The sequence below is a fragment of the Gleimia sp. 6138-11-ORH1 genome (genome assembly GCF_024814355.1).
Taxonomy (GTDB): Bacteria; Actinomycetota; Actinomycetes; order Actinomycetales; family Actinomycetaceae; genus Gleimia.
Genome location: NZ_JANUXV010000001.1, coordinates 448765 through 471298, shown reverse-complemented (window position 1 = coordinate 471298; position 22534 = coordinate 448765). Strand labels below are relative to the sequence as shown.

Sequence of the window (22534 nt, the reverse complement as noted above, 5' to 3'; positions counted from 1 at the left end):
ATTCTCAACTCATAAAACAGATTCTCAACTCGTAAAACACTTTCTTAACTAAAGCCAAGCAATTATTCAAAGAGTACTGCAATCTTCACAATCCGCCAGCGAGGCCCCTGCAGATAAAGTTCCTCTACCCGCGGCTTACCGGCAGTCTCCATCACGCACTTATCCCGAGTACACAACTCATATTCCAACAATCGATGCTCAAACTGTACGCGAACTAAATCCGCACAATCCACCACCTGCAAGTTCCTAATTTCCGAACGCACTCCATTTACCACCATCCCCCTTTCTTTCAATCTGGAAAATAGCGCCTGATCTTCCAAATAAGCCGAACTCTCTGGGACATAAACAGATTCTAATTTCTGCACGTCCAATTCCATCAACGCAGTATTACGCTGTTTTAAAAGCGAGCGAATAATCGATTCCGCGTCAGAAATCTGCATACAAGTTACCTGCTCTACCTGTTCCCTTCCAGTAGCCTGATCAGAAGTCTGTAAATTTAGATTCTGCTGCGCAACGCTACCTACCTGCGTTGGAGAAAACTCCTTTACCGCCTGATTTTCAGTCGCATTCCCAGCCACCCAGTAAGTAAAACTAACCACACCAATTAGTAAAAGACTGATTCCCAATAAAACTCGCCTACTAAAAGCTCCAAATGAGAAACGCTGCGAAAAGCTTTTAACCTGTGCGTGGCGCCCTCGGGAAGATTTCGTTGGTGAAACTGCCAGCGTAACCGGTCTTGCCAACTCTGCGCGCCATAGTGCTGCCGGGCTTAGATTTACCGCATCTTCAAGCGCAAAACCATTTTCCTCCTCAGATAAACTTGGATCCTTTTCTGCTTTAGTGGACGCTGGTGCAGGTACTCCCAGTTCTTTACAAATCTGCTCTAAAGCAAATAAATCAGCCGATGCACTCGGCTTACTCCCAGGCATTGTATATCCCGCTGTCCCTCCCACCACAGTCGCAAAGTCGATTAATTTCACTTTGCCCTGCGCAGTAATCACAATATTGCTAGGCGTTAAATCCCCGTGGAAAAGGTCCCACGAATGCAGTTCACTCAAGGCTTCTGCAATCCGCTTCACAATAAAAGTAGCGAACTTAGGTTTAATCGCTCCAGGAATAAGCATCAGTTCAGCCAATGACTGTCCCTGAACATAATCCGTAATAATTGCAACTCGGTTTTCTTCCATGAAAATCTCTTGCAGATTCGCACAATGCTCAAAACTAATTTCCGACAACTTGGAAATCCGCGCAGCATTATCAGCATATTCACCACGGCTAATAAAACGCATCACTTGAAGCAGGCCATTGGGATTAGTAACCAAAAGGAGCGGCCCATGAGTAGTCTGCGCTAAAGGACGAATCACCTGATAATCTGCAAAGTTCATATTCTCAGAAAAACAAATCTGTAATGTTTTGGCTACTAATCCTCCACTCCTGTGGATAACCTCTGAAAATATCCCTGACCTGCGCCTACAAGTTTGCTAAAACTTTCCCTTTAGTAAAAAACCAGCTAAACTTGATTAGCTTCGTGTCATGCACGACGCAGCCTGTTTGCTCCGCAACGCGGACCCTGATGGGCAGTCTAGTGAAGTCTTAACGATGACTCATTTAAATAAATTAAATCATTATAAAGTCCTCCCCCAGATAGCTGGGTGGAAAACTCTACTGGTTGCTTTCGCAGCCCGCGCCCCTTTCGCAATGCTTCCGCTGGGCGTTCTCACCGCAGTTTCCGCTACCACTGGTTCAGTTGCCACCGGTGGGCTTGCCACCGGCGTAACCGCATTAAGTGCCGCCATTGCCGGACCACTGATTGGAAAATGGGCAGATCGGCGCGGCCAACAGCTACCACTGCAATATTTAACTCCAGTAAACGCATTGGCACTCCTGGGGCTATATTTATCCGTACAATTTTTACAGCCACTCCCCCTTATCCTACTTTTTGCGGTAATCACAGGTTTTTCCTCTTTGCCGATTGGTTCTTTCACCCGTTCTAGGTGGGTTTCCTCTACCCGCATGCCGCATGAACTTTCCGCCGCACTTTCCTATGAATCTATGGCAGACGAGTTAGTTTTCGTCCTCGGCCCCGCGGTGGTCGGCATTGTGGCTTCCCTTTTTGCACCGGTAGCGCCCCTTTTGATCGCCTTTATCCTCACTGCCACCGTGGGAATGATCTTCGCATTTTCTCCAGTTCCGCATGCTGTGGGTACTGAATCTGCTAAAGAAAGAGAAAAAACTAATCAAGAACCCGGTGTGAAACTACTTCCGGTACTGGCTTTAATCGTGCCAACCATTATCGCTATGATCGCCATCGGTATGTTATTCGGTGGGATCCAATCGGCTCTTACTGCCCGTGCTAATCTACTGGGGATCGGTGGGTCAGCCGGTTTAATCTACTCAGCTATGGGGATTGGTTCAGCCATAATGGCAATCTTTACGGTAGTAATTCCCGAAAGTCTTTCCCTTCCTAAGCGCCTGCTGATTTCCGGTTTGGGCACGTCTGTGATGGTATTACTCACCGCTTACGTCGGAGGAATCACTACCACCGCACTATCTCTCTTCTTAATCGGACTTTTTATTGGCCCTGGAATGGTAACCGCCTTTTCGATTACCGAAGATTTAGCTCCGGCAAATGGTGTTTCAATTGCGATGACTGCGATGCAGTCATCGGTAACTATCGGTGTTTCTTTCGGAGCTGCATTAGTTGGGATCATAGCTCAGTCTCATGGTGATTCTATTGCGTTTGTGACTGCGTCATTAACAGGTATCATTATTGCAGGAGTAGGATTATTCCTAGCGCTTAAAAAACGATAAGAAGAATAAATAATATGGCTAAAAGTGAAGTTTCTCAGACAGCGGCCACTGCGCCGGCTAAGCGTCGTTGGTATCACAACTTGTTAGATGCCTACAAGATTACGAAGCGTAGCTTCCCCCAGCTCCCCTGGTGGCTTTTACTAGCAACTGTGGCAGTAGTTGGTTCCGTCGCGACTCTAAACTATTTCTTAGGGGCGCATTGGATTCTGAACCTATTCTTCTCTTTAACTTTCCTATTCCTCACCCCCACAGTGATCTTGGGTTGGCTAGTTAAAAAAGCTCTCTACCGTCAGATCGATGGACACACCGGTGCCGTCTACGGGGTTATTTCGCAGATCCGCAGTGGTTGGACTGTTGAAAAACAACCTATCGCGGCTAACCGTCAGCAAGATTTAGTTTGGCGCATGTTTGGTCGTCCCGGAGTTGTTTTATTAGCTGAGGGACCAAAATCGCGAGTTCGTGAACTGGTAGAACGTGAACGCAAGCAAATTCAGCGGGTAGTTTCTAACGTTCCGGTTCATACTATCTATGTTGGTCACGATGAAGGCCAAGTACCTTTAGAAAAAGTAGAAAAGACCTTGCGAAAGCTTCCTAAGTCCCTCCGCAGAGATGAGGTTCCGCTGGTAGTTAATCGTTTACAGGCTCTTTCTAACGTGAAATTGCAAGGTGGGCTTCCCCATTCGGTAGATCCGGCGAAAGCTCGGGCTAAGGTAAGCCGTCGCGCATTTAGAGGACGTTAAAGCATTTTACTCTTTTTTAGTTGCCGCCTCAGCTGAGGCGGCAACTTTTTTATTAAGTAACCAACACCACAACCGATATTCATTCATAAGGTTGCATATTTATTCATATGGGCGCATGATTATTAGGACACTAAATCTACAGAAAGAATAATCATGAAGAAAACCGCTACATTTATTACCTTCCTGGCCCTTGCATCCCTAAGCCTATCCGCCTGCGCAGACCCCCAGGTTGGAACCCCCAACACAACGGACACAAACGATAAAACAACGCCCTCGGCTACCTTCGATATCAACCAAATTGAAACGGTCCCAGAAATTGCCGCCTTAGTCCCAGCTGAACTAAAAGAAAAAGGAATTCTATTAAACGGCGCTTCCACAGATTATGCGCCAGCTGAATTCCGCGCTGCAGACGGACAAACCCCCATCGGCTACGACATAGACATCACCAAAGCCCTCGCAAAAGTCATGGGACTTAAAGAAGGCCAAACCCAACACGCAGAATTCGCCACCATCATTCCCGCCCTCGACTCAAAATTCAATATCGGAGCTTCATCATTCACCATCACCCCTGAACGCTTAGAACAAGTAAACATGATTTCCTACGTGCAAGTAGGCTCATCCTACGCAGTACCAAAAGGAAACCCAGGCAATTTCGATCCAGCTGACGTATGCGGCAAAACGGTTGGTATTCTCTCGGGCACCTACCAGCAAGAATATATGCAAGCGAAATCAACCGAATGTGAAACAGCCGGGAAAGAATCCGTCAAAATCATGACCCACGATCTCAACACCGATGCCATCACAAAACTCGTCGGCGGACAATACGATGCAGTCCTCTCAGACTCCACAGTTACCGCTTATGCCATCACCCAAACCAACGGAAAAATTGAACAAGTTGGTGAAGTGATTGAAGCAGAACCACAAGGCATTGTAATCGCCAAAGACAACCAAGCCCTGTCTGAAGTAATCCAAAAAGCCATGCAATACCTGATGGACAAAGGCTACCTAAAGCAGATTCTGGACAACTACGGAGCCGGAGAAGCCGCGCTTAACAAAGCCGATCTAAACCCTGGAAAATAAACTAAACTGGACTCCCAGCTAAAACTGGGCAGGCACCCACAGACAGAATCAGATGATGGAACCAATACAACTAATCCACCTTAAACCGCTTCCCAAACCCACCCGGTGGCTTTCCGCTACCCTGGTCGCGATTTTAGTTGCCGCTACCCTCCAGTCGTTAGCTACTAATCCGAACTTCCACTGGGAAGTAGTCTGGGCTTGGCTCTTTTCACGCACCATTATGCTCGGTGTTGCCTACACGCTCATTCTCACCGTCGGCTCAATGCTAATCGGCACGGTCTTAGCGCTATTCATGGCAGTAATGTACCAGTCTCCGAACCCAATCCTACGCTCAGTTGCTTGGTTCTTCATCTGGTTCTTTCGGGGCACCCCCGTCTACACTCAGCTAATCTTCTGGTCGCTACTGCCCACCCTATACCCACAGATTTCTTTGGGACTGCCTTTTACAGAAATCTACTTCGCCCAGTTCAGCACCCTTGACTACTTCACCCCCATGCTAATGGCACTTGTCGGATTAGGATTAAACGAGGGCGCCTACCTAGCTGAGATTATTCGCGCTGGACTTAACTCAGTCGATAAGGGTCAGTGGGAAGCTGCAACTGCTTTGGGAATGCACCGCTCGTTAATTTTACGAAGAATCATTCTTCCCCAAACAATGCGCGTTATCATTCCGCCCTTGGGAAATGAAACTATTTCGATGTTAAAAACCACTTCTTTAGTTTCTGCTATCCCTATCACTTTAGAACTCACCTGGGCAGCCAAAGATAAGGGCCAAGCACTCTTTGACCCAGTTCCGCTACTGCTGGATGCCGCAATTTGGTACCTTTTCATCACTTCGGTGTTGATGGTTGGACAATCCTACTTAGAACGCTACTACGGACGCGGATTCGGGGAAGAAAATAAGCGTTCTAAAGCTAAACGAAAAGGTATTTCTAAACGCCAGCAAGCAATTTTAGATGCCCACACAACTAAAGAAGATCCATTTATTGAGGTGACCCCATGAGCCTAAATCCCATTGTTGAGTTTAAGGGAGTCCACAAACTATTCGATGACCTCCATGTCTTACGCGGTGTCGATCTAACGGTCAAACACGGAGAAGTATGTGTACTTTTAGGGCCCTCTGGCTCAGGTAAATCTACTCTGTTACGTTTGGTAAACGGGTTAGAAACAGTTTCCGCTGGGCGCGTCTATTTCAACGGCGAGCTTTTAGGTATGCAAGAAAAAATCCGCGGTGGGAAGCCGGTCTTATACGAGCTCTCGGCTAAGCAGCAGGCGGCGCAGCGAGCTAGGATTGGGATGGTTTTCCAAAAGTTCAATCTGTTCCCACATTTGACGGCTTTGGAAAATGTCATGGAAGCACCCCTTAGAGTGTTGAAGCGTCCTGCTGAGCAAGTACGTGAGCAGGCGCTAAGACTACTTGAGAAAGTTGGTTTAGCGGATCGGGCGGATTATTTTCCATCGCAGCTTTCTGGCGGTCAGCAGCAGCGCGTGGCAATTGCCCGGGCGTTGGCGATGGAACCCGAGCTGATGCTTTTTGACGAGCCGACTTCTGCTTTGGATCCGGAGTTAGTTGGTGAAGTGCTGGCGGTTATGAAGGATTTGGCTGCTTCTGGTATGACGATGCTGGTAGTTACTCACGAGGTCGAGTTTGCCCGGCAGGTTTCTGATCACGTGGTTTTCATGGATGGCGGCGTGGTAGTTGCGCAGGGAAGTGCGGCTGAGGTGATTGATAATCCGATTCATCCGCGAGCGCAGGAATTCTTTGGTCAGGTTTCGCACGGCTAGTCCCCCATTTCGCACGCGAAAGCCGTTTCCCGTGCGAAATAAGATGGCACGAAGGCTCGATTCGCATACGAAAGCGCTTTCGCGTGCGAAATAAGAGGGCACGAAGGCTCGATTCGCATACGAAGGCGCTTTCGCGTGCGAATTTAGCACCTGCTAACCCAGCGGTTCTTGTGCTGAGCGTAGTTTTGAAGGAATCGGATCTAACGACATTTCTGATTCCGGGTAGCTGCTAACAGGCTGGTCTGACCAACTGAGGGCTTCCCAGTCAAAGTTAAACCATTTAGCTGGTTCGATTGGATGCAACGCTTCTGTAGCAACCAGTAGTTTCAAAACCGTTGTTGAGGCGTTATTCATGGGGAAAGAAGCTACCAGTTCAGCAGTAATCTGAGAGCTTAAACTCGAAGCGATAAAACGGCAAAGCGCCCCGTGGCAAACAAAAACCACCGTTTCTTGACCGGCTTCTAAAGCTGCATTTAGCGCACTACCAATACTTTCACTAAAACGTTTAAATACAGTGTGCCCATCTTCCCCGCCGGGCATCTGCACATCCCGATTTCCACGAATCCAAGCGTGCAAAGTATGTAAGTAGGTGTAAATGTCAGCTTCCGCAGTGGACATTTCCAAATCCCCCGCATCGATTTCTCTGATGCCAGGCATTTCGATTGCCTCAATCCCAAACTGAGCTGTAATCGCAGCGGCAGTTTGCAAGGCACGGGTAAGCGGCGAAACGTACAGGACTTCTGGAGCCGCACCTACCAGGCGTAAAAAGTTCTCACCTAAAGCGTCTGCTTGCGCCAAACCCGTTTCATCCAGCGGAGCCCCCGGGAAAGCTGTATCCAAAGCCCGAGAAATATTCGATGAAGTCTGCCCGTGTCTTACTAATACGATCTGCATTACTGCTCCTTAGACATAGAAATAGTTCTCAAATACCTTACGTGCTTGCCGAGCGCTCTTTAGAAGCTGATCGTTAACCAGCTGCCACTCATCTGGGCTATGACCTAGAACCAACGCCACCATTCGCGCCGTTTCAACCTGCCGAGGAAGCAAATCGCGCGCGCGTACCCGGTCCGTAGCCAGCACGTTAGCCGCCCGTAAATGCGAAGCCCCTAGCCAGGCAGTGCGAAGCAGTTGCGCATCCTTTTCAGCTACCTCCCCCAGCTTAACTAACTGCTCTAAAGCCTCCAAAGTATTAGGAGTCCGTAGTTGCAGATGCTCGAAGCCTAACTGCAACTGTTTTACCTGCACCAACCACTCCACATCAGTTAAACCACCTGGTCCCAGCTTTAAATGCTGGGTAGAAGCAACGCCACGCGGAATCCGCTCAGTTTCCATCCGCGCTTTCAAAAGCCGAATCTGTTTCAGTTCTTCTGCCGATAAACCGTTCCCATATACAAACTCAGTAACCGTAGCCTGAAACCTAGTCTCAGCCGATACCTTAACACGATTTTCAGTCTCCTCAGCACCCCCGTTCAATGAGGGAATTACTCTGGCTCTAACTAAAGCATGCCTTTCCCACGGAGCCGCCCACTTCTGCCAGTACTCCCGGTAGCCTTCCAAGGTTTTAGAAAGAGAGCCGTTCTTACCTTCGGGACGCAAATCCAAATCCAAGTTCAAAGCCCCCGACTCACTCACGCTATTAAGTAAGCTCACCGTCTTTTTAACAATTGCTTCTGCCTCACTAAGTTCCCCACTGTGGAAGCAGATTACATCCGCATCAGAACCGTAGGTAAGCTCTCCCCCACCAAAACGTCCCATTGCCACTGCATAAACAAACGTATCCGTAATTCCCAGGCTCCGCCGCGCCACCTCAATTGCGCCGCTGATGGCAGCGTCCGTAATTGCCGTGATAGTTAAAGCACACCGCCCTTGGGAAATGCCCAATACTAGGTCAGCTAAAGCCGCCCGCGTTAACTCTCTATCGCGAAAAGCGCGTAAACGCTCCACCGCTGCAACAGAATACTCGTACCGGTCTAAAATAGCCCTGGCCTGGGACCATACTTGCTGACGGGGAAGCGGCTGCAACTGGCGGTCATCATCCAACCACTTAACTGCTTCTGGAAGTTTCATCAGCGCATGGGTTGCATAGGTGGAGGTCGGCAGAATCCGACACAGTCGCTGGGCTGCCCCGGTAGAGTCCCGCAACAGCCCTAAGTACCAGTGCGAGGCGCCAATTTCTTCACTCAGCTTCCGGAAGTTCAGCATTCCTTGGTCAGGATCCGCGCCATCAGCCAGCCACGCAAACATGGCCGGCATAATCTGCCGCTGAATCATCGCCGTACGGGTAGTCCCCACTGTTAATGCGCGCGCATGCTGCAAAGTACCCTGCGGATCCCGATACCCAAAAGCTGCCAACCGGTCCAGCACCGAAGACTCACTCATCAGTTGCAGTTCTGAGCTTACCTGCGCAATAGTTTCCACCAGCGGCCGGTAAAAGATCGCTTCATGTAGCGCTCTTACCCGCTGTTTAATTTCCTGCCAGTACGCTTCTAAACTCTGCCCATCGCTCAGCTGCGGATAGTGGGTTCGCAGTGACCGAGCCAACCGATTCAAAACTGCCGGCTGGGTGGGCACCAAGTGTGTGCGTCGCATTTTCAGCAGCTGCGCCCGATGTTCTAAAAGCCGCAAGAATCGGTAACATTCACTTAATCCCTGCGCAGCTTCACGCCCCACGTATCCTCCGGCTGCCAGCGCAGCGATCGCCGCGAAGGTGCCGGCTACTCGCAGACTCTCATCGGTGCGCCCATGCACCAGTTGCAGTAGCTGCACTGAAAACTCGATGTCACGCAACCCGCCGCGCCCCAGTTTAAGTTGGCGTTCCATATCCTTACGGGGAATATTCGCTTCCACTGTTTGGCGCATCTGCCGCACGTCAGCAACAAACTGTGGCTTCCCAGCCACGCCCCACACAAGCGGGTTTACCAGCTCTATAAATGCCTGTCCCAACCGGGGATCTCCTGCCACTGCGCGAGCTTTCAGTAGCGCCTGAAACTCCCAGTTCTGCGCCCACTTCGCATAGTAGGCTCGGTAGCTATCCAAGGTTCGTGCGATCGCCCCGTCTTTTCCTTCGGGACGCAATCCCAGGTCAATTGGCCACAGCGGAGGTAAACTACCGGGGCCAGAAACCAACATACCGATTTGCGCCGCCACTTGGCTGGCATATTGCAGCCCCTCGGCTTCGGACATTTGCGCAGCGGGTTCGTAAACATACAGTAAGTCCACGTCGGAAATATAGTTAAGTTCCTGCGCACCAGTTTTCCCCATGGCGATCACGGCAAAGCGCATTCCCGGGCAGCTAATTTTCCCGAGGGCGCTGTCTAACGCCTTGACTAAAGTGGCATCTACCAACTGTGAAAGTAATTGGCTAATCGTCGCAACTTCAGTTCCCGCAAGATCCATGCCGGCGATACAAAGTAAACTCTGCCAGTAGGCAGAACGCAAGCCATCAACAGAAGTAAGATCTAAGCCCTGCTGGACTGCTAATGTCTCTAACCAACTTGGTAAAGAGTCTAAATGCTCTGCGAATTGGCTGGGAAGCTGAGCTTCTAAGACTGCGGCGTGGCTGACTAGGTAGTCAGCGAACATATCAGAGCTACCGCAAATCCGAATGAAAAATTGTCGTTGTTCTTCATTACCTAAGACGTTTTTTAGAAGCTCAGGCTGAGTTTCGGCAATTTTAAGCGCGGTAAGTAGGGCGGTTTCCGGGCTGGCTGCCTGCGCTAAATCAGCAAGTAGTAACTGTAAATCCGCTGGCAGCACCTGTAGTTTTTCTAAGGCTTCTAAATACGCCTGTGCTGTATTAACATTCGTCACTCCGGCGCTGCGTAGCATTTGTCGTAAAGCTCCAGCGTTTTCCAAAGTTAGCATCTTTTGCTACCTGGCTAACGGGATTTAGGAGTTACTCAGGAAACGTTCCAGTTCCCAGTGAGTAACTTGGGCGCGGTATTCACGCCACTCGGAGTATTTTTCGCGGATTACGAAATCAAAAGTTTCTTCACCTAAAGTTTGGGCAACTAACTCAGAATCGGCCATGGCGCTGATTGCTTCAGAGAGTGAGTGAGGCAGTTGAGCGACTCCTAATGCCCGCCGCTCTAAGTCTGAAAGACTCCACATATCATCTTCAGCTTCTTCGGGAAGCTCATATTTTCCTTCAATCCCCGCTAAACCAGCTGCAATGATCACGGCCAGGGCAAGGTACGGGTTTGTGGCAGAATCTATGGCCCTAAACTCGATCCGGGTAGAGCGTCCTTTACCGGGTTTGTGCAGGGGAACACGAATCAAAGCAGAGCGATTATTATGTCCCCAGCAAATGAATGAGGGGGCTTCCCCTCCGCCCCAGAGGCGTTTATATGAATTAACGTGTTGGGCGACTATTGCCGAGATTTCCCTTGAATGAGCTAAAACTCCCGCCATGAAGCGGCGTCCAATGATGGACAGTTCATATTGATTCGACGGGTCATAAAAAGCGTTTTTGTCGCCCTCGAATAAAGAAATGTGGGTGTGCATGCCAGAGCCGGGATGATCTTTAAACGGCTTAGGCATAAAGGTTGCCACCTGGTTTTCTTGTAGTGCAATCTCTTCCACCACGGTACGCAGTGTCATAATATTGTCAGCGGAAGTAAGCGCATCTGTGGCCCGTAAATCTATTTCATTCTGTCCTGGGCCGCCCTCATGATGAGAGAATTCCACGTCAATGCCCATTTCTTCCAGTGCGCGCACCGCTTTACGGCGAAAATCGTTAGAAGAACCGCGTGCCACGTGGTCAAAGTAACCGCCTTTATCAACTGGTTCCAGCTGATTCAGGTCCTTAACGTTCTTTAATAGGTAGAACTCAACTTCAGGGTGAACCATGACGGTGAATCCCAAAGCCTTAGCTTTTTCAAGGGTGCGTAATAGCACGCCGCGCGGATCTGACTGGGCTGGTTGCCCATCCGGGGTGTGAACGTTGCAAAATAGGCGGGCGACTGGTTCATCGTCGGCACTGCGAGCAGGCAAAATGGTGAAAGTCGATGGGTCGGGGAATAAAAGCATATCCGATTCATAGACGCGGGTCATCCCCTGAATGGCGGAACCGTCAAAACCGATACCTTCATTGAAGGCATCTTCGAGTTCACCCGGATCAATGGCAACTGCTTTGAGAGTCCCGGAAACGTCCGTAAACCACAGGCGGATCAAACGTATTCCCTTTTGAGCGACCTGGTTAAGTACGTGTTCTTTTTGCGCGTCCATGTGTCCTACTTTGAAACATATTCTTCAGGTCGGCTCCCGAGTTACGGAGCCGACCTGAGAAATTTTAGTTAGTTATTTGGGTTGAAGCCATCAGAAATAGACTTCAATGCGGCAGTTAGTTCGGTTGGAACTACCCATACCTTAGATCCTTCGCCCTTGGAAAGTTCAGGTAGCATTTCCAAATACTTGTATGCCAACAGTTTTGAATCTGGGTCGCCTTGGTGGATGGCTTCGAAAACCTGTGCGATAGCACGGGATTCACCCTCAGCTTCCAAAACCTTCGCTTGAGCTTCACCTTCAGCACGCAAAATCTTAGACTGCTTTTCACCTTCGGCGCGGAGAATCTCAGACTGGCGGATACCTTCAGCGTTCAAAATCGCTGCACGCTTATCGCGTTCAGCTCGCAGCTGCTGTTCCATCGCCTGTTGGATTGATGGTGGTGGATCGATTGCTTTGATTTCTACGCGATTAACGCGAATCCCCCACTGTCCTGTGGCTTCATCCAAAACTCCGCGAAGCTGATCTTTAATCTGGTCGCGAGAAGTCAGGGTTTGTTCTAAGTCCATAGAACCAATCACGTTACGCAAAGTAGAAACCGTGAGCTGTTCGATAGCTTGAATGTAGTTGGCAATCTGGTAGGTAGCTGCCTTGGGATCCATAACCTGGTGGTAAATCACCGAGTCGATAGATACCACTACGTTGTCAGCTGTAATTACTGGCTGCGGAGGGAAGGATGTCACCTGTTCACGCAAGTCCACCTGAGAAGCTACCCGGTCAAAGAATGGGATCAGCAGGTGAATGCCCGCAAACATTTCTGAGTGGAATTTACCTAAACGTTCAATTACCAGTGCACGTGACTGGGGAACCACGCGAATTGCGCGAATCACAGTGGTGACAATGAAAATCAAAGCGACCAGCGCCACAATTGGCCCTAAACTAAAATCGTCCATATCTCGCCTCCTTTATCTATTGATTATTCTTACAACGGTTTATGTTCTGAAACTACTACGGTGGCACCTTTGATTTCCACTACGTAAGCAGTTTCTCCAACTTCTAACACGCGCGAGTCTTTAGTTACCGCAGTCCAAGTGTCTCCGGCTAAGCGGACTCGCCCGTCAGTGTCATTGACAGCAGCTTCAACCTGAACTGCCTGTCCTAATAGGGCTTGAAAGTTAAGTTTCGTATCCGGCACTGATTTTTCCAGTAGTTTCCGCGCCCAAGGACGAAGCGTTAGCAGTAACACCACAGAAACAACTGCGAAAATCCCAATTTGCCACCACAGATCTAACCCAAAGTAGCTACCTACTCCCGCAGCTGTTGCGGCAATAGCTAAAGTCAAGAAGAAAAGATCTACTGAAATAACTTCTAAAACTGCTAAGAGTAGGGCAATTAAGAACCACCAAAGAAATGACATTTAACTCTTTCCTTCCAAAACTGCTGAAACTGAATCCAACTGTCAGTGTTGGGCGCGCGCTGACCAACGCCCATTGCGAAGTTCTACTTCCAGGGGAAGATCGAAAGTTGCGGAAACTTTCTCATTAGTTAATACTCCGGCAATCGGTCCGGCTTCCTGTACCTGTGCTTCCTTCAGAAGAATCGCGTGGGTGAAACCAACCGGGATTTCTTCTACGTGGTGAGTGACTAGCACTAACGCGGGAGCGTGACGATCTTTCGCGATTTCTTCAAGTGCCAGTAGTAAAAGTTCCCGCGCCCCCATATCTAAGCCGGCGGTGGGTTCATCTAATACCAGGATCTCTGGGTCAGCTACCAGCGCACGGGCAATCAGTACCCGTTGGGCTTCACCTTGGGAAAGAGAGGCAAAAATACGGTCAGTTAAGTGATCGATAGCTAGGATTTTCAATAAATCTTTAGCTCTTTCAATATCTACCTGGTCGTATGCTTCCCGACCGCGGATAGTCTTTCCATAAAGAGCGGCAACAACGATGTTCAGAACCGTATCGTAGGTATCGAAAAGATGATTCTCATGTGATGAGGCAATCCCCACTACGGTACGAAGGTCGGTTACATCAACTTTACCTAACTGGTAGTCTAAGACTTTTGCTTCCCCAGGGTTTTCTGGCTCATAACAGGGAAATACTCTTCCGGTTAAGAGGTTCACTAAAGTAGTTTTACCCGCTCCATTGGCTCCCAGAATTACCCAATTTTGTCCCGGTTCAATTGTCCAATCGACATTTTTTAGAATGTATTTTCCGCCGCGGCGGACACTGACATTACGGAAGTCTACGACGTTGTTCATAGGAATATTTTACCGTAAAACGTGGCGGTACACCTCTAGGGTTCGCTCCGCGATCGCGGTCCAGGCGAAGTGGTCTTCCACCCGTTTACGTCCAGCTGCTCCCATTTGTTTCGCTAACTTTGGATTTTCCAGTAACGCGGTAATCCGTTCAGCTAAATCTGCTTGGAATTTTTCAGGATTAACCGGGGTTCCGGTTCCGTCATTTAACTGTTCAATAGGTACCAGGTAGCCAGTTTCTCCGTCTACAATCACATCTGGAATTCCTCCGGTGGCTGTTCCAACTACCGGCAGGTTCACTGCCATGGCTTCTAAATTGACTATTCCAAGTGGTTCATAGACCGAGGGCGTCACAAATACGGTGGCAGCTGCCAGTACGGCAACCAGTTCCTCTCGGGGAAGCATTTCGGTGATTAAATGTACCAGGGGGCGTTCTGCCTGCAGCTGCGCCACCAGTGCTTCAACTTCAGCCATAATCTCTGGAGTATCCGGGGCTCCGGCGCAGAGCACAATCTGGGCATCAGCAGGGATTTGTCGCAGTGCGCGCAGAAGATGTGGAAGTCCTTTTTGTCGGGTAATCCGCCCTACGAAAACTACGGTTGGAACATCGGGAAGAATCCCTAACCGCCCTAAGGTTGCTTGAGCTGCTGCTTGGGCAGTTTCTGTTTCTGGACGAGCCCAGTCCGACAGGTCAATTCCGTTATGTACCACGTGTACTTTTTCGGGGTCTACTGCCGGGTAGCAGCGCAGAATATCGTCACGCATTCCGTTAGAAACCGCGATGATGCCGGCAGCGCCCTCGTAAGCAGTTTTTTCTGCGAAGGAAGAAAGCCGGTAGCCGCCGCCCAGTTGCTCGGCTTTCCAAGGGCGCAGTGGTTCCAGTGAATGAGCTGAAATAACGTGGGGTACGTCATGTAACAAATGGGCCAGGTGTCCGGCAAAATTTGCATACCAGGTGTGTGAGTGTACCAGGTCTGCGCCTGCCACTCCCTGTGCGATTTGTAAATCTACTCCGAAGGTTTTTAATGCCGGATTAGTTCCTTCTAGTCCAGCTAATTCACTGTAACCTGTCACTCCCGGGTCGGCTCCGGGAGTGCCGGGTAGGCGCGGGCCGTCAAAAGCATGTACACGCACATCGATTAAAGGGCGTAGTACACGCGCCAGTTCATTGACATGTACTCCGGCCCCGCCATAGATAAAAGGAGGGTATTCTCTGGTTAACAAATCGACGCGCATTTTGGCTCTCCTGTTAGAAATTATGTTGAGGAATTAATTCTCTACATATCTAAAGTTACCTTGTTCAATCCGCCCCCGCTAAGACTTGCAACAAGTTATCCTAAATACATGAGACAACCAAGAGTACTGGCGATTGTCCTCGCAGGCGGCGAGGGAAAGCGCCTAATGCCACTCACCAAGGATCGGGCAAAGCCGGCTGTTCCTTTCGGTGGTCATTTCCGCCTAATTGATTTCGCTCTGTCGAATATTGTTAATTCCGGCTATACCAAAGTTGTGGTTCTCACCCAATATATGTCACATTCACTTGACCGACATATTACTAAAGCCTGGCGTATGTCAACTATGTTAGGTGACTATATTGCTCCAGTGCCCGCACAGCAACGTCGCGGCCCCCACTGGTACCTCGGTTCTGCCGACGCAATCTACCAGTCACTGAATATCGTTGATGATGAACGCCCAGACTACATCCTGATTATCGGTGCCGATAACATTTACCGGATGGACTTTTCTAAGATGGTGGAACACCATATTGAATCAGGTCTCCCCTGCACAGTTGCCGGTATCCGCCAGCCACTCTACCTTTCTTCTTCTTTCGGAGTTATCAAAGCCGAAGAAGGGCAGATTAAAGAATTCCAAGAAAAACCAGAACATGCTGAAGGTTTACCAGATGATCCGGGTTCCTTCCTTGCTTCGATGGGTAACTACGTGTTCACCACTGATGCTTTAATTGAAGCCCTTGAACTGGATGCTTCCCGCGAAGACTCCCGCCACGACATGGGCGGCGATATTGTTCCTTGGTTCGTGGAAAATGGTGGTTGTGGTATCTACGACTTCATTCACAATAAAGTCCCTGGTTCAACTGAACGTGACCGCGACTACTGGCGGGATGTGGGAACTTTAGATGCCTACTACGAAGCACATATGGATCTCATCTCTATCCACCCAGTATTCAACCTTTACAACCAAGAGTGGCCAACTTTAACGAACATTCCCGGATACCTGCCTCCAGCCAAGTTCGTTTACGGTGATCCAGGCACCCGTATGGGAGTCGCCACCGACTCGTTAGTTTCCCCCGGCGTAATTATTTCCGGAGGTGAAGTATCTTCTTCTGTAATTTCACCTTTAGTTCACGTCCACTCCTGGTCGCGAGTTGAGGGATCTGTGATTATGGATAGCTGCCGGATTGGCCGCTCCGCGGTAGTTAAACGCGCCATCTTAGATAAGAACGTGATTGTTGAAGAAGGCGCCACAATCGGTATTGATCACGATCTGGACCGGGCCCGCGGATTCACAGTGACAGAATCAGGTATCACCGTTGTCCCCAAGGGGGTAACCGTTCACCGAGGACTTTAACTTAGCTTAGCCAATAGTTAAAATCCGCTTAAGCAAATCATAAGTTGGTGGGGTGAAACTTTGTTTCACCCCACCAACTTTAATAAAATCCGACAGTAATCCCGCCGGCACAAAAGGCGCTTAACTAACTATTTACAGAAGTTAAGCGCCCTCGGAAATATTTTTAACCAGCTATTTGCCCTTGCCTACGGGACGCAAAGCTAACAAAACCCCGTAAACCATCAGGGCGAAACCGGTTACGCCAAAGCCGAGCGGATACCATTTGCCCCCTAAAGTAATCCCGATAATCGGCAAAATTAAACCTAGCACAGCTAAGGTTGCTCCCACAGCCAAATTTCGCGGCGATAAACGCCCCGGCTGTGAAGTTTCAGCGGAATCTTTAGAAAGCCCTAAAGTAGCTACCAACGCAGGATCTTCTTGGCGGAACTCTTTTTCCATCTGTTCCAGTATCTGCCGCTCTTGTTCAGATAAGCTCATCTTCAGTCTTCTTCCAACTTCCCATTTCTACCTCACACCCCAGTAAAGTAGTTGATAAATCCAGTTTAAGCAATCCGCTTAGAAAATGCGCAATTGTACAACTGTTAAGAAAGCAAAGATTTCTAATCTCCTAACAAACTCGCCGGGCGTAGCGCATCTTTGCCAAACTTTTCATGAACTTTATCCATACTCCGCTCAGTTTTTTCCAGATTAAGATTCTCCTCATCCAAAAAAGTAGCTACCCCAGCCGCGGCAGCTTGAAGCGACTCCACTTTCACCCCCAGTAAACGCACCCCACCGCGAGGAATCCCCAAAACATTAAGTAAATCCTGCGCTGCCTCAGCAACTTCAGTCCCCAAATCAGTAGGACGACGCAAAGTCCGCGAGCGAGTCACCGTCGTGAAATCAGCTGCCCTCACTTTAATGCTTACCGTCCAACATACCCAACCTCCTTGGCGGAGGCGTTTTGCACAGTCATGCGCGTACTCGATAATCAGTTTATGAAGTAGCTTCGGGTCAGTTAAATCAGTTGCGAAAGTATTTTCAGTCGAGATTGATTTCTCTCCCGCCGGAGTACCTACTTTACGGGTGTCAATGCCATTGGCTAACCGATGCAAACTATAGGCAGCAGCTTTACCGACGATTCTTTCGAGTTGTCTAATCGGTAAATCAGCTAGTTGGGCGACAGTTTCAATCCCATATTTTTCTAAGGCTCGTTGAGTTTGTTTACCTACGCCCCAGATGGCGCCCACCGGAAGTAAACGTAAAAACTCTGCAGTAGAGTTGGCGGGAATCAGTAAAACTCCATCTGGTTTAGCGTGAGCAGACGCAATTTTGGCAACTGATTTATTTTCGGCAATCCCCACTGAGGCGGGTAGCCCCACCTTTTTTCTAATCTCACTGCGGATTAGAGCAGCAATATTTAAAGCATTTCCCAGTCGCAGGCGCGCCCCGGAAATATCTAAAAAGGCTTCGTCAATACTGATTTGTTCAACTACTGGGGTGATAGTAGAGAGTACTTCCATTACCTGTTGGGAGTATTGTTGATAGACTCCGCGGGGGGAAGCAGTGACTATCGCGTGGGGAGCTATCCGTGTCGCTTGGCTGACGGGCATTCCTGCGCGAATCCCAAGTTTCCGCAGATCATAGGTGGCGGCGGTAACTACAGACCGGGGTTGGCTGTGCCCTACGATAATTGGTTTGTTTTTATACTGCGGGTGTTCCAGCATTTCCACTTGTGCGTAGAAAGAATCCATATCTACGTGGAGGATGTGGCAGTTTGTGTCGTCATCTCCCCAGTTGCGGGGGATTTGTTGGGCGCGCGGTGCGTTAGACATACTCTGCCTCAGTTCTTCGGTATGGTCAAAACTATGGCTGTGAAACGAACTAGAAAAACTACTGTCTCTTCCCCTACTTTAACGGATGGGTTCACTCAAATGGTTGAAGACGTGGAATTTCGCCTGCGCGTCGACCAGCAGCGGGTTACGGTTTTTCTGGACGGTTTAGAGTCTTCTGCGCTGAACTTATTAGATCCGGCAGAGCTGGAGTTTGAGTATATGCAGTATATGAGTTGCGTGGTGAATGCGTTTTTCCCTCTTCCTGCGCCTTTACGGGCTTTGCATTTGGGAGCGGCAGCTTGTAGTTTACCGTTAGCGTGGGAAACTCTGCGTCCCGGTTCACGGCAGGTTGCAGTGGATTTAAATGGAGAACTTTTGCATCTGGTGCGTGAGCTTTTCCCACTTCCGAAAGCTCCGGCTTTGAAACTTCGCCAGCAGGATGCTTCAGTGACTTTAGCCGGAGTGCGTCCCGGTAAGTTCCAGGTGATTGTCAGAGACGTTTTTGCCGATGCGCGCACTCCGGAGCCGTTAAGGTCAGCTAATTTTTATGAACAGGCTGCCGCTGCTTTAGGAGGAGGCGGAGTTTTACTTGTAAACTGCCGGCATGGAGATGGGGTTGATGTGCGGGAAGAAGCTCGGGCTGCTTTAACCCATTTTAGGGATGTTTATTTATTTGCTGATGGGAAGACACTAGCCGGAGGGCGTTGCGGCAATGTGGTTTTAGCTGGTCGGAATTTTGTTGCTGACGAGGACGCCAATAAGGTTGCTGAAAACTGGTTGGAAACCGACCGTTACCTAAGAAAATTGGCTTTTCCTGTGAGACTTTTACCCACCCCTAAAGTGAGGCGTTGGGCAGGAGTTTAGCTATCTGCTTCGTCAGTTCTGCGCAGGTACTGTTCGATTGAATCAACTAAAGCATCGCTATCGATTTCGTGTTCATTAAGACCGAACTCTGCTAAATCAATCGGATACTTGGGGGTTTCCAATAGGGCTGGAACAATTTGCTCATCGTGGTGGGTTTCAAAAGTTTCCACCAGATTTGTAAAGTTAGGTGCCTGGGCAATTAACTCTGGCACGTTATAGTTTTCTACCTTACCTTCTTCAGCTAAGTTGCCGATCGGAAGTTTAATATTTAGGAGCTGTGAAATATTGGTAAGTAAAGCTAAGGCAGCTGGGTGGAAAGGTTCATCTCGCAGATAGATGGGAACAGAAGAAACGAAGTGGATAATTTCAAAGCCAGCTTGTTGTAGCCGGTAGAGCAGGTAGTGGGAAGCTGAGGAAGGAAAGTAAAGCCCCTGCTCCCATTTAGGCTGAGATTTAGCTACTTCTTCATTTGAAGTGTATAGGTGGACTACCGGCTGACGGGTATGCGGGAGCGGTAAAGGAATTCCTTTGAATGAGATAGCTAATTCCACTCCCATTTGAGTTGCTAAATCGGCTATTGCCTTTGAGAATGCTTCCCACCGTAAATGGGGTTCTTGTCCGGTGAGCAGTAGAATTGGGGTGCCGTCATCGTCGTGGAGCAGATCTAAGGTTAATTCGATCTCTTCCATTTTTGCAACCATCCAGTTTTCCACATAGATTCCCGGTTCCGCGTGACGGTAGTTAATCAACTCGTCTAGGTTAAAGCGGACTAAAGTTTTTGATGGTAAGGCTGCATAGAGTTGTTCTATGGCGATTCTGCCAGCTAAGCCTGCGTCGGTAACGCCGGTAAAATATACGATCAAAAGGGGTGCTTTTTCGGGTAGCTGATTTTCGATTTCGTACAGCATAATCACTCCTTTCGATACTTTATCTCCAGCTTAGCAATGATGCTATCCCTTGTCCCTTTTTACCTGCTGCTCACCGATACTTGTTCCTAACTAAATTTGGGTAAACACCAGGTTGGGCTGCGTCCACGATTCGATTAAAACTAGCGAGTGAACTGTCATTTAGGCATAATAGTTTCTTGGCTTTTATATATTTGTAAAGGCTGTTTGTAACTTTAGTTGCCACCCACAGAAAGGCACGTTGTTGAACGAAATTAACGGTACGGGTGCAGGAAGTCTTGAGGCTGAAATTGCCGTGGAACAGGCATTTGTTGATTCAGCCTACCAAATCCTTAATAAATTACGTCGCCGCTACCGAGAAAATCAACGCAGTGCTGAAGCATTTAAATGGCGAAATAGTCCCCAGGCTTTAACTGAAAGAGACGCTTTCGCCGCCCACTGGGGAGATGGCGCTACCCGCTTAGAAAATGTTGGTGATCGGCTGGTCTTTGGGCGCTTAGATATGACCGATGAGCGGATCCACTACATTGGCCGGATCGGTTTACGCTCTGAAGTAGGTAGTCAAATGCTAATTGACTGGCGGGCTCCGGCAGCGCGTCCATTCTATCAAGCTACCGGCGCTAACCCGCAAGGAGTTGCGAGGCGCCGCCATATCCAAACCCGTTTACAAAAAGTCATCGGGATTGAAGATGAAGTTTTAGATACTGCCCACGTTTCAGAAAATAAACTCGTCTTTCAAGGCGAAGGTGCCTTGATGGAAGCACTTACTAAAGCTCGCGACGGGCATATGAGCGATATTGTCGCCACTATTCAAGCAGAACAAGATGAAATTATTCGACGTACCGCCGATGGACTGTTAGTAATCCAAGGTGGTCCCGGAACAGGTAAAACTGCAGTTGCCCTGCACCGAGCGGCTTTCTTACTCTATGCAGAAAGGGCCCGACTAGAAAAGTCTGGGGTCTTAATCATTGGACCGTCCCCCACTTTCTTAAGCTACATTGACAAGGTCCTCCCCTCTTTAGGGGAAACGGGAGTAGTATCTCGGACAATGGCTACCCTCTTACCGGGGATTAAAGCACACGGTAGGGATAGTGAAACCGTCCGTGAAATTAAAGGCCGGTTAGACTGGATCCAAATCTGCGCCAATGCGGCACGTTCATTCGAAAGAGTCCCGGCTGACACCAGTTTGTCAATCGCCTCATATCAAGTGACTCTATTTGCTAAAGACGTTTACGCTGCCCGAGCTAACGCCCGCCGCAGTGGGCTTCCTCATAATGAAGCCTGGGAAGGTTTTGCGTTGGAACTAATGGGGAAACTAGCTGCACAAATGCATGAGCAAAACCAGAATATGGGGACTAATCTCGAGTGGTATCACGACTATATTCGCGGTTCCCTCCCCGCACAAAAAGCTATTAACCTAGCCTGGTTACCTATGTCTGGAATCCAAGTTCTTGAAAAACTCTACGCTAACCCAGAATTTTTAGCGCAGTGCGCTCCGATGCTTTCTGCTGCAGAACGAAAGCTATTGTGGCGCCCTCGGGGAAATCCGCTTACGGAATCTGATGTGCCAATTTTGGACGAGTTAGAAGAACTCCTGGGGAAGCTTCCGAAACGTTCTGGAAGTGCGGCAGAAAAAGCGCATGCCTATGAGGAAGAACTTGCGCGCGCAGGTGAAGCTATTGCCGCGCTTGAACTTGGCGGAGGAATAGTAGATGCGCGGCTACTAGCTGAAAGAGCCGCAGCTGAAACTGAAGTGAAAACTATCGCTACTCGTGCTGCCCAAGACCGGCAATGGACTTACGGGCATATTATTGTCGATGAAGCCCAGGAACTTAACCCCCTGGCCTGGCATATTCTGCTACGCCGCTGCCCCGCACGGTCTTTCACTGTTACTGGTGATTTAGACCAACGCTCTACCCAATCCCGTCCGCGTACCTGGAAAGAAATTTTAGGACCGGCTGCGCGAGCTTTAACTGGTGAAGAAGTTTTAAAAGTCTCTTACCGTACTCCTGCGTCAGTGTTAAATCGAGCAAACGCCCTTATGGATGAGCTTGGCTACCCAGCGGCTTTTCCAGTAATCGCTGCCCGTGATATTGCTGATTCCTATGAGCTTTCGATAACTACCGACCTGGCAACTAGCCTGCCACAGATAATCGCTGCGGAAGTTAAACGACTTGATCAGACAGTTGGTGAAGGAAAGGGACGCTTAGCGATCTTAGTTCCCAGCGATAAAGTGTCCAACTGGCATACTGAGCTGAACTTAGATTCTTCTTTAGATTCTCGCGTTAGCCTGATGAGTGCCCTGCAGTCGAAGGGTTTGGAATTTGATTACGTAATTGTTGTTGAACCTGAGGAGTTAATTGCCCAAAATCCCGGGGATATTTACGTAGCTATGACCCGCCCTACGCAGCGTTTACATGTGGTAAGTAGCCGACCAGTGCCTGCTGCGCTGGAACTTTAAAACAA

19 protein-coding genes are annotated in these 22534 nt (G+C 49.1%); 8 read left to right on the top strand and 11 right to left on the bottom strand.

Annotated features, from left to right (window positions below):
- Positions 1-62 precede the first annotated feature (62 nt).
- Positions 63-1385 carry a protein kinase domain-containing protein gene (locus NXS08_RS02000; RefSeq protein ID WP_259136623.1) on the bottom strand — a complete coding sequence of 441 codons (1323 nt, stop codon included), beginning with the start codon at positions 1383-1385 and terminating at the stop codon, positions 63-65.
- Positions 1386-1533: 148 nt separating this feature from the next.
- Between NXS08_RS02000 and NXS08_RS01995 the strand changes: the two genes are divergently transcribed.
- The 5 genes from NXS08_RS01995 to NXS08_RS01975 all read left to right on the top strand — a co-directional run bounded on the left by NXS08_RS01995 (position 1534) and on the right by NXS08_RS01975 (position 6416).
- The gene (locus tag NXS08_RS01995) at positions 1534-2811 is read left to right on the top strand and encodes an MFS transporter (RefSeq protein WP_259136620.1); all 1278 of its coding nucleotides are present in this window, start codon (positions 1534-1536) and stop codon (positions 2809-2811) included.
- A 14-nt stretch (positions 2812-2825) separates the two neighbouring features.
- On the top strand, positions 2826-3551 hold the full coding sequence (locus tag NXS08_RS01990) for a DUF4191 domain-containing protein (RefSeq protein WP_259136618.1): 726 nt from the start codon (positions 2826-2828) through the stop codon (positions 3549-3551).
- Positions 3552-3698: 147 nt separating this feature from the next.
- Positions 3699-4631 (top strand): ABC transporter substrate-binding protein, encoded by a 933-nt coding sequence (locus NXS08_RS01985; RefSeq protein ID WP_396232243.1) that lies wholly within the window; start codon positions 3699-3701, stop codon positions 4629-4631.
- A 52-nt stretch (positions 4632-4683) separates the two neighbouring features.
- Entirely contained in the window at positions 4684-5634 is a 951-nt protein-coding gene (locus NXS08_RS01980) for an amino acid ABC transporter permease (protein ID WP_259136613.1), read from the top strand.
- Positions 5631-6416, top strand: coding sequence for an amino acid ABC transporter ATP-binding protein (locus tag NXS08_RS01975; RefSeq protein WP_259136611.1), 786 nt, complete (start codon positions 5631-5633; stop codon positions 6414-6416). The genes NXS08_RS01980 and NXS08_RS01975 overlap by 4 nt, the downstream gene beginning before the upstream one ends.
- A gap of 153 nt (positions 6417-6569) precedes the next feature.
- On the opposite strand, the gene NXS08_RS01970 is transcribed toward NXS08_RS01975, so the two are convergent.
- The 7 genes from NXS08_RS01970 to glgA form a co-directional block, all read right to left on the bottom strand.
- Entirely contained in the window at positions 6570-7310 is a 741-nt protein-coding gene (locus tag NXS08_RS01970) for a histidine phosphatase family protein (protein ID WP_259136608.1), read from the bottom strand.
- A 9-nt stretch (positions 7311-7319) separates the two neighbouring features.
- Positions 7320-10280: a bifunctional [glutamine synthetase] adenylyltransferase/[glutamine synthetase]-adenylyl-L-tyrosine phosphorylase gene (locus NXS08_RS01965; RefSeq protein WP_259136606.1), complete on the bottom strand. Its 2961-nt coding sequence runs from the start codon at positions 10278-10280 to the stop codon at positions 7320-7322.
- A gap of 24 nt (positions 10281-10304) precedes the next feature.
- Positions 10305-11642 carry a glutamine synthetase family protein gene (locus NXS08_RS01960; protein ID WP_259136604.1) on the bottom strand — a complete coding sequence of 446 codons (1338 nt, stop codon included), beginning with the start codon at positions 11640-11642 and terminating at the stop codon, positions 10305-10307.
- A 68-nt stretch (positions 11643-11710) separates the two neighbouring features.
- Positions 11711-12592: an SPFH domain-containing protein gene (locus NXS08_RS01955; protein WP_310546858.1), complete on the bottom strand. Its 882-nt coding sequence runs from the start codon at positions 12590-12592 to the stop codon at positions 11711-11713.
- A gap of 29 nt (positions 12593-12621) precedes the next feature.
- Positions 12622-13056, bottom strand: a complete 435-nt coding sequence (locus NXS08_RS01950) for an NfeD family protein (protein ID WP_259136601.1) — start codon at positions 13054-13056, stop codon at positions 12622-12624.
- A gap of 42 nt (positions 13057-13098) precedes the next feature.
- Positions 13099-13899, bottom strand: a complete 801-nt coding sequence (locus NXS08_RS01945) for an ABC transporter ATP-binding protein (protein ID WP_259136599.1) — start codon at positions 13897-13899, stop codon at positions 13099-13101.
- 9 nt (positions 13900-13908) lie between these two features.
- Positions 13909-15132: a glycogen synthase gene (glgA, locus tag NXS08_RS01940; RefSeq protein ID WP_259136597.1), complete on the bottom strand. Its 1224-nt coding sequence runs from the start codon at positions 15130-15132 to the stop codon at positions 13909-13911.
- A 108-nt stretch (positions 15133-15240) separates the two neighbouring features.
- Between glgA and NXS08_RS01935 the strand changes: the two genes are divergently transcribed.
- A complete protein-coding gene (locus NXS08_RS01935; protein WP_259136594.1) occupies positions 15241-16485 on the top strand; it encodes a glucose-1-phosphate adenylyltransferase in 1245 nt (414 codons plus the stop codon).
- A 171-nt stretch (positions 16486-16656) separates the two neighbouring features.
- Here NXS08_RS01935 and NXS08_RS01930 read toward each other — a convergent pair whose 3' ends face one another.
- Positions 16657-16962: a DUF3040 domain-containing protein gene (locus NXS08_RS01930; RefSeq protein ID WP_259136592.1), complete on the bottom strand. Its 306-nt coding sequence runs from the start codon at positions 16960-16962 to the stop codon at positions 16657-16659.
- A 122-nt stretch (positions 16963-17084) separates the two neighbouring features.
- Positions 17085-18299 (bottom strand): DNA polymerase IV, encoded by a 1215-nt coding sequence (gene dinB, locus NXS08_RS01925; protein ID WP_259136589.1) that lies wholly within the window; start codon positions 18297-18299, stop codon positions 17085-17087.
- Positions 18300-18338: 39 nt separating this feature from the next.
- Here dinB and NXS08_RS01920 point away from each other — a divergent pair, with 39 nt between their 5' ends.
- Positions 18339-19163 (top strand): spermidine synthase, encoded by an 825-nt coding sequence (locus NXS08_RS01920; RefSeq protein ID WP_259136579.1) that lies wholly within the window; start codon positions 18339-18341, stop codon positions 19161-19163.
- Here NXS08_RS01920 and NXS08_RS01915 read toward each other — a convergent pair.
- The gene (locus tag NXS08_RS01915; RefSeq protein ID WP_259136577.1) at positions 19160-20071 is read right to left on the bottom strand and encodes a PAC2 family protein; all 912 of its coding nucleotides are present in this window, start codon (positions 20069-20071) and stop codon (positions 19160-19162) included. The two genes, NXS08_RS01920 and NXS08_RS01915, sit on opposite strands and share 4 nt — an antisense overlap.
- A gap of 241 nt (positions 20072-20312) precedes the next feature.
- On the opposite strand from NXS08_RS01915, the gene NXS08_RS01910 reads away from it, so the two are divergent.
- Positions 20313-22529, top strand: coding sequence for an AAA family ATPase (locus tag NXS08_RS01910; RefSeq protein WP_259136574.1), 2217 nt, complete (start codon positions 20313-20315; stop codon positions 22527-22529).
- The last annotated feature ends 5 nt before the right edge of the window (positions 22530-22534 follow it).